General features: G+C 59.5%; 11 protein-coding genes. 7 read left to right on the top strand and 4 right to left on the bottom strand.

Annotated features, from left to right (window positions below; genetic code table 11):
* The first annotated feature begins 30 nt into the window (after positions 1 to 30).
* The 6 genes from pqqA to AAEO81_RS02910 all read left to right on the top strand — a co-directional run bounded on the left by pqqA (position 31) and on the right by AAEO81_RS02910 (position 5,170).
* Complete coding sequence (pqqA, locus tag AAEO81_RS02935; protein ID WP_003422658.1) at positions 31 to 105, top strand: pyrroloquinoline quinone precursor peptide PqqA; 75 nt, start codon at positions 31 to 33, stop codon at positions 103 to 105.
* 119 nt (positions 106 to 224) lie between these two features.
* Positions 225 to 1,136 (top strand): pyrroloquinoline quinone biosynthesis protein PqqB, encoded by a 912-nt coding sequence (pqqB, locus tag AAEO81_RS02930; RefSeq protein ID WP_341961511.1) that lies wholly within the window; start codon positions 225 to 227, stop codon positions 1,134 to 1,136.
* A 55-nt stretch (positions 1,137 to 1,191) separates the two neighbouring features.
* Positions 1,192 to 1,947 carry a pyrroloquinoline-quinone synthase PqqC gene (pqqC, locus tag AAEO81_RS02925; protein WP_341961510.1) on the top strand — a complete coding sequence of 252 codons (756 nt, stop codon included), beginning with the start codon at positions 1,192 to 1,194 and terminating at the stop codon, positions 1,945 to 1,947.
* On the top strand, positions 1,944 to 2,219 hold the full coding sequence (pqqD, locus tag AAEO81_RS02920) for a pyrroloquinoline quinone biosynthesis peptide chaperone PqqD (RefSeq protein ID WP_166595632.1): 276 nt from the start codon (positions 1,944 to 1,946) through the stop codon (positions 2,217 to 2,219). Before pqqC ends, pqqD begins: the two co-directional genes overlap by 4 nt.
* Entirely contained in the window at positions 2,191 to 3,378 is a 1,188-nt protein-coding gene (gene pqqE, locus AAEO81_RS02915; protein WP_341961509.1) for a pyrroloquinoline quinone biosynthesis protein PqqE, read from the top strand. The genes pqqD and pqqE overlap by 29 nt, the downstream gene beginning before the upstream one ends.
* Positions 3,344 to 5,170 (top strand): S9 family peptidase, encoded by a 1,827-nt coding sequence (locus AAEO81_RS02910; RefSeq protein ID WP_341961508.1) that lies wholly within the window; start codon positions 3,344 to 3,346, stop codon positions 5,168 to 5,170. The genes pqqE and AAEO81_RS02910 overlap by 35 nt, the downstream gene beginning before the upstream one ends.
* A gap of 159 nt (positions 5,171 to 5,329) precedes the next feature.
* Here the strand turns inward: AAEO81_RS02910 and AAEO81_RS02905 are convergent, their stop codons facing one another.
* A complete protein-coding gene (locus tag AAEO81_RS02905) occupies positions 5,330 to 5,491 on the bottom strand; it encodes a YqaE/Pmp3 family membrane protein (protein ID WP_081564967.1) in 162 nt (53 codons plus the stop codon).
* 180 nt (positions 5,492 to 5,671) lie between these two features.
* Positions 5,672 to 6,373, bottom strand: a complete 702-nt coding sequence (locus AAEO81_RS02900; RefSeq protein WP_341961507.1) for an aminotransferase class III-fold pyridoxal phosphate-dependent enzyme — start codon at positions 6,371 to 6,373, stop codon at positions 5,672 to 5,674.
* 182 nt (positions 6,374 to 6,555) lie between these two features.
* Between AAEO81_RS02900 and AAEO81_RS02895 the strand changes: the two genes are divergently transcribed.
* Complete coding sequence (locus AAEO81_RS02895; protein WP_341961506.1) at positions 6,556 to 7,464, top strand: LysR family transcriptional regulator; 909 nt, start codon at positions 6,556 to 6,558, stop codon at positions 7,462 to 7,464.
* 247 nt (positions 7,465 to 7,711) lie between these two features.
* Here AAEO81_RS02895 and AAEO81_RS02890 read toward each other — a convergent pair whose 3' ends face one another.
* Entirely contained in the window at positions 7,712 to 9,490 is a 1,779-nt protein-coding gene (locus AAEO81_RS02890) for an acyl-CoA dehydrogenase C-terminal domain-containing protein (protein WP_341961505.1), read from the bottom strand.
* A 222-nt stretch (positions 9,491 to 9,712) separates the two neighbouring features.
* Entirely contained in the window at positions 9,713 to 11,008 is a 1,296-nt protein-coding gene (locus tag AAEO81_RS02885) for a GGDEF domain-containing protein (RefSeq protein WP_341961504.1), read from the bottom strand.
* Positions 11,009 to 11,133: the final 125 nt, after the last annotated feature.

Here is an 11,133-nt window from a genome sequence, read left to right as displayed (position 1 = left end):
ACCGCTGCACTCACCCGGAAGGAGTTCCCTATGTCGTGGACTAAACCTGCTTACACCGATCTGCGTATCGGCTTTGAAGTCACCATGTACTTCGCAAGCCGCTGATTGTTGCGCGATGAAAAGCCTCGGTTCGCCGGGGCTTTTTTGTTACAGGATTCAAGACTTTCAGACGCGGCGTTCACGCACGTCTCGGGCCTCGCGGCCTCACTTGGTAGGGAGCACTCATGCACATCCAGATTCTCGGCTCGGCGGCGGGCGGCGGTTTTCCTCAGTGGAACTGCAACTGCGCCAATTGCGCAGGCTTTCGCGACGGCAGCTTGCGAGCACAGGCTCGCACCCAGTCGTCCATCGCTTTGTCAGATGACGGCGTGAATTGGGTTTTGTGCAATGCGTCTCCGGATATCCGCGCACAGCTGCAAGGCTTCGCGCCGATGCAACCCAATCGCGGCCTGCGCGACACCGGCATCAGCGCGATCATCCTGATGGACAGTCAGATCGATCACACCACCGGCCTGCTGAGCCTGCGCGAAGGCTGCCCGCATCAGGTCTGGTGCACGGACATGGTCCACGAAGACCTGAGCACGGGCTTTCCGCTGTTCAATATGCTCAAACACTGGAACGGTGGACTGGTCTGGAACCGCATCGAACTGGAAGGCAGCTTCGTGATTCCGGCCTGCCCGAACCTGCGCTTTACGCCGTTTCCTCTACGCAGCGCAGCTCCGCCCTACTCGCCTCACCGATTCGACCCACACCCGGGCGATAACATCGGGCTGATGGTCGAAGACACGCGCACCGGCGGCAAGCTGTTCTACGCACCGGGCCTGGGCAAAGTGGACAACGCCCTCATGGAGAAAATGAGCGGCGCCGACTGTCTGTTGGTCGACGGCACGATGTGGGACGACGACGAGATGAAGCGTCGCGGCGTGGGCACGCGCACCGGCACAGAGATGGGCCACCTGGCGCAGAATGGCCCCGGCGGCATGCTGGAAGTGCTGGAAAAACTGCCACGGCAGCGCAAGGTGCTTATTCACATCAACAACACCAACCCGATCCTCGACGAAGACTCCCCCGAGCGCGCCGAACTGGCCCGCCGCGAGGTTGAAGTCGCGTTCGATGGCATGAGCATCGAGTTGTAGGAAAACGCAGGTCCACCTGTGGGATCTGCCACTATTCTTGAGGATGACTGACGACATGAGTGAGCAAACGCCACTGTCCCCCGCCGCATTCGAACAGGCCCTTCGCGCCAAGGGCGCGTATTACCACATCTATCACCCGTTCCACGTCGCGATGTACGAAGGCCGCGCCACCCGTGAGCAGATTCAGGGCTGGGTCGCCAATCGCTTTTACTACCAGGTGAACATTCCTCTGAAAGACGCCGCAATTCTGGCCAACTGCCCGGACCGCGAGATCCGTCGCGAATGGATTCAGCGCCTGCTCGATCACGACGGCGCCCCGGGCGAAGACGGCGGCATCGAGGCATGGCTGCGTTTGGGTCAAGCCGTGGGTTTGGACCCTGACCAACTGCGTTCGCAAGAATTGGTGCTCCCGGGCGTACGATTCGCCGTCGACGCCTATGTGAATTTCGCGCGCCGCGCCAACTGGCAGGAAGCCGCCAGCAGCTCGCTGACCGAACTGTTCGCGCCGCAGATTCACCAATCGCGCCTCGACAGTTGGCCGCAGCACTATCCGTGGATCGATCCCGCGGGCTATGAATATTTCCGCACCCGTCTGGGCCAAGCCCGTCGCGACGTCGAGCATGGTCTGGCGATCACGCTTCAGCACTACACGACCTGGGAAGGCCAGCAGCGCATGCTGGAAATCCTCCAGTTCAAACTCGACATTTTGTGGAGCATGCTGGACGCCATGACCATGGCCTACGAGCTGAACCGCCCGCCTTACCACAGCGTCACTGACCAACGCGTCTGGCATAAAGGAATCGCGCTATGAGCTTCAATCGTGAACAGGTGCCGAGCTGGCGTCGGGGTTATCGCTTCCAGTTCGAGCCTGCGCAGAATGGCCATGTTCTGCTCTACCCGGAAGGCATGATCAAGCTGAATGAGAGCGCCAGCGAGATCGGCGGCTTGATCGACGGTCAACGCAGCGTCGGCGCGATCATCGCGCTGCTCGACGAAAAATTCCCTGGCGTTCCCGAGCTTGGCACTGACGTCGAGCAATTCATGGAGGTCGCCCGTGCCGAACACTGGATCGAACTTGGCTGAGCCAACGACAGCTGAATCCAAGGTGCATATTCCGCCTACGCCTCCGGTCGGGCTGCCGTTGTGGCTGCTCGCCGAGCTGACTTACCGTTGCCCGCTGCAATGCCCGTATTGCTCCAACCCGCTGGATTTTGCCAAGCAGGGGCAGGAACTGACGACTGAGCAGTGGTTCAAGGTGATGGCCGAAGCGCGGCAGATGGGCGCGGCGCAGATCGGGTTTTCCGGTGGCGAGCCGTTGGTGCGCCAAGACCTCGCTGAGCTGATCGCCGAGGCCCGTCGACTGGGCTTCTACACCAACCTGATTACCTCTGGCATCGGCCTGACCGAGCAAAAAATTATCGACTTCAAAGAAGCGGGTCTGGATCACATCCAGATCAGCTTCCAGGCCAGCGACGAGCAAGTGAACAACATGCTCGCGGGGTCGAAAAAAGCCTTCGCGCAGAAGCTGGAGATGGCCCGGGCGGTGAAAAAGCACGGTTATCCGATGGTGCTGAACTTCGTCACCCACCGGCACAACATCGATAAAATCGACAAGATCATCGAGCTGTGTGTGGCACTGGAAGCGGACTTCGTCGAGTTGGCCACCTGCCAGTTCTACGGCTGGGCGCAACTGAACCGGGTAGGCCTGCTGCCGACCAAGGATCAATTGGTGCGCGCGGAACGCATCACCAACGAATACCGCGTGAAACTCGCCGCCGAGAATCACCCGGTCAAGCTGATCTTCGTCACGCCCGATTATTACGAAGAGCGCCCGAAAGCCTGCATGAATGGCTGGGGCAATCTGTTCCTGACCGTCACGCCAGACGGCACCGCCCTGCCCTGCCACGGCGCACGGCAGATGCCGATCCAGTTTCCGAATGTGCGCGATCACACGATGCAGCACATCTGGTACGAATCCTTCGGCTTCAATCGCTTTCGCGGGTACGAATGGATGCCCGAGCCGTGTAGGTCGTGTGACGAGAAAGAGAAGGACTTTGGCGGATGTCGCTGTCAGGCCTTCATGCTCACGGGTGACGCCAGCAACGCCGACCCGGTATGCAGCAAATCGCCGCAACACAGCCTGATCACCCAAGCGCGCGATGAAGCCGAGTATGCTAGCCAGACCATTGAGCAACTGGCTTTCCGCAATGAACGAAACTCACGCCTCATCGCAAAATCCTGACCTGTTCTCTGCCGCCCAGGCTGTGGCGGCAGGCATCGATTTCGCTGAACTGAGCGTCAGTCCCGCCGGCCTTTTCTGGAATGAATTTCGCCCGCAGGACGCGGCTTCGCGCATTTGGCGCTGGAGCAAAGGCGCCACTACCTGCCTGACCCCGGACGGCTTCAGCGTTCGCAGTCGGGTCTACGAATACGGCGGCGGATCGTTCTGCCTCACCGACGACGCAGTGGCGTTCGTCAACGAGGCAGATCAGCAGATCTACGTTCAACCTTTCGACTCCAGCACCCCGCTACCCCTGACCCAAGGTGACAAGCACTACGGCGATGTCCGATTCGCTCGTGGGCAAATTCTGGCGGTCGAGGAGGAAAAAGACGTTCACCGGTTGGTAGCGATTGACCTGATCGATGGCCGGCGCGAAGTCTTGGCCGAAGGTGCCGATTTCTACGCATCACCGACGCTGAGCCCGGATGGCAACCGGCTGGTGTGGATCGAATGGTGGCGCCCGCATCAGCCGTGGACCTCGACCCGGCTGCTGAGCGTTGAGCGCCAAGCGGATGCCACATGGGGTCGGGCCCATTGTCTGGCGGGCGGATTGGGGCTTGAAGCCCTGCAACAACCGCGCTTCGATGCTCAAGGCCGCTTGTATTGCCTGACAGACCGCGCCGGGTTCTGGCAACCGTGGGTCGAGACGCTGGAAGGGTTTGAAGCCTTGCCGGCAGCCAACGCTGATCACGCGCCCGCGCCTTGGCAATTGGGCGGTTCAAGCTGGCTGCCGTTAAATGACGGTGCGTACCTGGCCACATGGTCGGAAGACGGCATGGGCGTGTTGGGCATCCGCTCGGCTGACAATACGGTGAGCCTATTCGGCAGCGACTACAGCCGCTTTCGCAGCTTGGCGATGGACGATGAGTACATCTATTGCATCGCGGCATCGGCGATCTGTCCCTCTGCCGTCGTAGCAATCAGCCGCTCGGACAAAAGCGTTCAGGTGCTGGCCGGTGGCGTCGCGCCGCTTCCAATCGAGCGCATCAGCCGTCCGCAAACCTTGCGCTATCCGAGTGGTGGCGAGGAAGCACACGGCTACTTCTACCCGGCCATGAACGGCGAAACGAAGCCGCCGTTGGTGGTGTTCATCCACGGCGGGCCGACGTCAGCCTGCTACCCGGTGCTAGACCCGCGCATTCAATACTGGACGCAGCGCGGCTTCGCGGTCGCCGACCTTAACTACAGAGGTAGCACCGGCTATGGCCGCGCCTATCGGCAGGCGCTGTTTCTGGAATGGGGCGTGGTCGATGTGGAGGATGCCTGCGCGGTGGTCGAATACCTGGGCAATCAGGGGTTGATAGATCCGAATAACGCGTTCATTCGCGGAGGCAGCGCGGGCGGCTACACGACCCTCTGTGCACTGGCGTTCAAGAACGTGTTCCGCGCAGGCGCGAGTCTTTACGGCGTCAGCGATCCCCTCGCGCTCGCCGAGGCGACGCATAAGTTTGAAGCGGATTATCTGGACTGGCTGATCGGCGATCCGGACATCGACATGGTCCGTTACAAAGAACGGACGCCGTTGTTACATGCTGACCAGATCAAGGTGCCGGTGATCTTCTTCCAAGGCGAACTTGATGCCGTGGTTGTTCCCGCCCAGACACGCGACATGCTCAACGCCCTGTTGGAAAAAGGCATCCCCGCTGAAGGGCATTTCTACCCGGACGAGCGCCACGGCTTCCGCAAAGCCAGCAACCAAGCCCACGCGCTGGAAACCGAATGGGCGTTTTATCGGAAGGTAATGGAGGGGTGATGCGCTCGCTTTCTGGCGGGCAACGCTGACTTTTTGTGGGAGCCGGCTTGCTGGCGAAGGCGATCTGTCTGTGACGCCGAGGGCGACTGAGACACCGCTTTCGCCAGCAAGCCGGCTCCCACAGGTATTACGGCGTACATCGCAATACCTGTGCAGGGCTTACTTCCGGCTGGCGATGATGTAAACGGCGTGAATGATGCCGGGGAAGTATCCCAGCAGCGTCAGCAAAATGTTGAGCCAGAAAGCGCCGGCAAAGCCGACTTGCAGGAACACGCCCAGGGGTGGCAGCAGGATGGCGATGATGATGCGAATGATGTCCATGGGTGATGCTCCAGATTAAGAGGATGGCCTGACAAGGCCACACAGCTAATCGACTCTGCGTTGAGTCAGGGGTTCCACGGCCCATATCATCGAGCCACTACCCGCTGCAAAAAAACGCCCCGCACCCAGTGCTTCTGGTGCAGGGCGAAGCGTACGGAACGCCAGACGGTAGTTTTAGGCTCAGGCCATCAGGCCGTCGAACACGGTCGTCAGTGGGGGGGTTATGACGGGCGGGCGTCGCGCCGAAAGGCTCGACACCGGCTCTGGCACGAAGCCCGGCAATTGGTCGATCCGACCGGCGCAGGCCTGGCCACGAACCAATAACGCTGGACTGCGCGGACACCGATTCGAGTGGTCGCCCAGCACGACGATGTCGGCGCGCACACCGTAGCTGTCTTCGCACAACACACCGCCGTGCTGCCCAATCGGGCCACGCGCCTCGTTGAGAATCAGCAGAATATTCAGCGCACGACAGAGTCTTTCCACACCTTGCAGGTAAACTTGCGAAGCAGGTGTCACGACGGATGAACCCTGAATCGGCTCCAGGATGATCGCGACCGTTCGTGAATCCACGGCCGCTTCCATCGCAGACAGATCGTTGAAAGGGACGCGACTGACGTCAGCGGTCATCGATTCGATCAGCCGATCAAACCGTCCACCACTGGCGACCACGATGCCGCACTCGCCCCGTCGGTGCAGCTCTCCCCAGCGACGCGCCAGCGTGAGGGCCGCCGCACAGGCGTCCTGCTCGGCAGAGAACAAACCCGCCTCGTCGCTCTTCGTGCGTTGACGGAGGCGCTCCAGCGGTGACAGCAATGCCAACGATTCAGCACCGTCGATACCCTCGGCACTGGCTTGGCGCTGACGGTTGAACAGGTTCATAGGCGCTGCCCCTGTTCAATGCCATGAATCCGATTTTCCGCTTTGCCTATGCAAATGCTGCCTGTTACGACACTGCTCATTGCACCGTATGCCCCTGCAACCCTCATGAGTTGGGCGTAGACTATGCCGCGAGCGCTCTACCGACCATTTCGATTTTCCAGCCATTTCGATAAGCATCACTTATGGATTTCCGCCAACTGCGTTATTTCGTCGCGGTCTATGAAGAAGGCCATGTGGGGCGCGCTGCCGAGCGTCTGTCGTTGTCGCAACCCGCGCTTTCGCAGCAGATTCGCCTGCTCGAACACGGCCTCGATGTCAGCCTGTTCGAGCGCAGCAGCAAACGCCTGCTTCCGACCCTTGCGGCGCACACGCTCTATAACCACGCTGTCCCGCTACTCGAAGGCATGCAACGCGCCTGGGATGCACTGCGTAACTTCAAAGGTCAGTCGCAACGCACTCTGGCGATTGGCGTGATGCAAACCGTGCACTCAAGCCTGGTGCCGCAGATGCTGGAGCATGTGCGCAAGGCGCAGCCGCATCTGGTGGTGCAGATCTATGAGTTGAGTGCGATGGAGATCGAGCGCCGCTTGCTCAACGGCTCGCTGGACATCGGTATCAGTTACCTGCCGCCCCGCCAACCGGGGTTACACGGCATGCTGCTGTATGAAGATGAACTGAAGCTCGTCATCCCTTTCAATCATCCACTGCGAGAATTCAAGAAGGTCTCGATGACCCAAGCGGCTGAACTGCCGATGTTGCTGCTGGGCGAAGAGTTTCAGGTGCGGCAGATCTGGCAGACGCAATTGAGCAATCTCGGACGTCGTCCGCATGTGCAGGCTGAGCTGAATAACATGGCGGGCATTCTCGACAGCCTCACGCACATGAAATTGGCAACGGTGCTGCCGGGCCGGGCGCAGGATATTCAGGACAACGCGGAATTACTCTGGAAGCCGCTTAGCGAACCGCGAGTGCCCTTGCAAATCGGGCTGGTGTATCGCGACGCGCAAAGGCAGCAAGCCACGCTGGAGCTGCTGAAATCGGTACTGGATGAGATGGAGAATCCGAAGCCTGCTTTGCCGGATGGCGCTTGAGGCGGGGTCAGACGTTTACAAAAGCCAGATAAAAGAAAACCCCGCCGAAGCGAGGTTTTCCAGACTGTTTCCCTTTTGACTTCCCTTTCTTCCCACCGTCCTGGCAGGCATTCCCTACGTGTCCATGTTGTCTGTTTGCGCATCCTGCGCGACGTCCATGTGTGTAGATTAACTTTGGATCCCATAACGCGATAGAGCCAATTGTCAGCGCGTCGTGTAAGCCAAAGCTTACACGACGTCTACCCCATCAAAACTGCGCAGCGTCCAGCAAGTACAACGACTCGCTGCCCGCCCGAACCGATGCCGCGAGCGATTGAATACGCGGCAGCAGGCGCGCGAAGTAGAAGCGCGCGGTGCCCATTTTGCTGGCGTAGAAATCTTCTTGAGCCTCTTTTCCCTGCGCCGCTCTGGCCGACATGGCCCACATGTACGCGTACGCCGTGTAGCCGAACACATGCAGGTACTCGACGGAGGCAGCGCCGATTTCATTCGGGTTGCTGCGCGTGCGATCCAGCACCCAGTCCGTCAATTCATCAAGAGTTGTCAGCGCGGCGCTCAGGGGTTTGGTGAATTCGCTCAGCGACGCGTCAGACGCCGTAATGAATGCCCGAACTTCGTCGGAGAACAGCCGGTAATGCGCTCCGCCGGTGGCGACGATTTTGCGCCCCATCAGGTCAAGGGCCTGAATACCGTTGGTGCCTTCGTAAATCTGGGTGATACGCACGTCGCGGACCAGCTGCTCCTGCCCCCATTCACGAATGTAGCCGTGGCCGCCGAACACCTGCTGACCGAGGACCGTGGTGTCCAGCCCCATGTCAGTGAGGAACGCCTTGGCGACCGGCGTCAGCAACGCGACGAGCGCGTCGGCGCGATGGCGAACGTCGTCATCTTCGCTGTATTTGGCCGTGTCCAGCTGCATGGCGACGTAGGTGGAAAACGCACGACCACCTTCATTCAGGGCTTTCATGGTCAGCAGCATGCGACGGACATCAGGGTGGACAATGATCGGATCGGCGATAGTGTCTTTGGATTGAGCCCCGGTCGGCGCGCGGCTCTGCAAGCGGTCGCGAGCGTACTCGATAGCGTTCTGGTAAGAACGCTCGCCCGACGACAGGCCTTGAATGCCTACCCCCAGACGCTCGTAGTTCATCATCGTGAACATCGCAGCCAGGCCCTTGTTCGGCTCGCCCACCAGATAGCCTTCAGCCTGATCGAAGTTCATCACGCAAGTCGCGGACGCCTGAATGCCCATCTTGTGTTCGATGGAACCGCAGGAAACGCTGTTGCGCGCGCCCAGGCTGCCGTCGGCATTGACGAAGAATTTCGGCACCAGAAAAAGCGAGATGCCTTTCGGCCCCGCAGGCGCGTCCGGCAGCTTGGCCAGCACCAGATGGATGATGTTTTCAGTCAGATCGTGTTCACCACCGGTGATGAAAATCTTTGTGCCGCTGATCTTGTAGGAACCGTCCGCTTGCGGATCGGCCTTGGTGCGAATGATCCCGAGGTCGGTCCCGGCATGGGCTTCGGTCAGGCACATGGAACCGGCCCAGATCCCGGCGTACATGTTCGGCAGGTACGTGGCTTTCAGGTCTTCACTGGCATGGGTGTTGATCGACACGCAGGCGCCGGACGTCAGCATCGGGTACAGGCCGAACGCCAGGCTCGACGAGTTGACCATTTCTTCAACCTGAGCCGAGACAGCCTTGGGCATGCCCATACCGCCAAACTCGGGGTTACCACCGACGCCCACCCAGCCACCTTCGGCGTAGGTTTTGTACGCCTGAACGAAACCTTTGGGTGTCGTCACCACGGTATCAGCCCAATGACAACCTTCTTCGTCAGCGGCACGGCTGAGCGGTGCGACAGATTTGCTGGTGACCTTGCCGGCCTCCTCAAGAATCGCTTCGACGGTTTCCGCATCCACTGCTTCGGACAACTCTGGCAGCGTGGCCCAGAGTTTGGAGACTTCGAACACTTCATTGAGGACGAAGCGCATATCACGTAACGGCGCTTTGTAGTCAGCCATGGCAAACCTCGCAAACAGCAACAGAGACCCGGGGAAAGAGACGCTGCAGACAGGGTGCAGCATCAATGTGTCAGTCAGGCCGAGTGTACAGGAACACCATTTGCGACACATAGGGTCAAGTAGTGACCATTTATCAAATTTAAGTCACATAAAAATGAAGGCATTAAAAAAGCCCCCGCCTTGCAGCAGAAGCATTTGATTACCCTTGGAAAGGAAGAAGTCTTAGCTGGCAGCGGCCATTCGCACGGCGCCGCGTTTGTTGGTCTGGCCGTGCGCGATCACGCAGTTGCGGCCCGCGCCTTTGGCCGCGTAAAGCGCCTGGTCAGCAGCCTTGAGCACTTCTTCGGGATTGCGGTGTTCAGGCAACCGTTCGGCGACGCCCATACTGACCGTCACCGAGACCGTGGACGCCTGCGAGCCTGCACGGCGCTGGCGTCCTTGCAGATCGTCCTGAGGACGGTTGTCCTGATTACGTAAATGGATGGCGTAGTTGGCGATGGTCTCGCGGATCACTTCCAGGTGCGGCATGCACTCATCAATCGTCTTGCCCGCGAATACGATGGCGAACTCTTCACCACCATAGCGGTAGGCGCGACCGCCACCGTTGGTGATCTTCGACAGTTTGCTCGCCACCAGGCGCAGCACTTGATCGCCCACATCGTGGCCGTGGGTGTCGTTGAATTTCTTGAAGTGGTCGACGTCACTCATCGCCAGCACGTAGTTGCGCCCCAGACGCTGCATCCTTTCATTGAGCGCTCGCCGACCCGGCAATCCGGTCAACTCATCACGAAACGCCATCTGATAGGCCTCGTGTGCCACACTCGCAGCAATCATCAACATGACCTGGCTGCACATGATGTTCAGCGTAAACGGCAGGATGAAGGTTTTCGGCAATGCCCAGAACAACCCGAGCAGGCCCACCAATTGCGCGGCATGCAGCGGCCGAGGTTTACGAATGTACTGAGTGATCAGCACGCCGAAGGCAATCAGGAACGTCACGTAAGAAAGCTGGATCAGGCTCATCCACTCGCCGTGCAGTGCAGGCCAGCGAATGTCGGCGAGCCAGGCGAGGAGGCTTTCCGGGAAACTTTGCTCCAGCCCCAGTGCCACGCTGCCGACCGCGACCAGGACGGCCAGACGTGCCACCAGATCCTGCAACAGATGCGTGCGTTCTTCCCAAGCGGCGAACAGCCCGAACATCACAGGCAGCAGAAGGCAGCAGAGGTGAAACACCACGGCGGCGTCCTCTCGGACTTTTCCATTGTCACGGTAGTAATCGGTCTGGGTGTCGAGCAGGAAATAGGCGATGTACACGGTGATCATCAGGAACAGTTCGCGCTGACGCTTGTAAACCCCGCAGTACGCACCGCCCAGCAACAGCACCAACGTGGGCAGTACGTTGAACAGTGAGGTGAAGAACACGTTCAAGTCCTTCACGTATGCAGCCGCGAGCCCGGCGATCAACAACGCCAGTGACGGTAGAAAATGGCTAAGGCGTGCAGCTGAAGGGCGCAGCAAGAGGACGGACTCCTACCCGTGTGGAGCAAGTGCAAATCAAATGGCATTGTGCCTGTATCGGCCACTTTACTCATTTGATGAGGAAAATGGTGAGAGAAATCACTGTTTTTTGTCGTCATTAATTT

It is taken from the genome of Pseudomonas sp. RC10 (assembly GCF_038397775.1).
Lineage (GTDB): Bacteria > Pseudomonadota > Gammaproteobacteria > Pseudomonadales > Pseudomonadaceae > Aquipseudomonas > Aquipseudomonas bambusae.
This window is presented reverse-complemented; position numbering and strand designations above follow the sequence as displayed.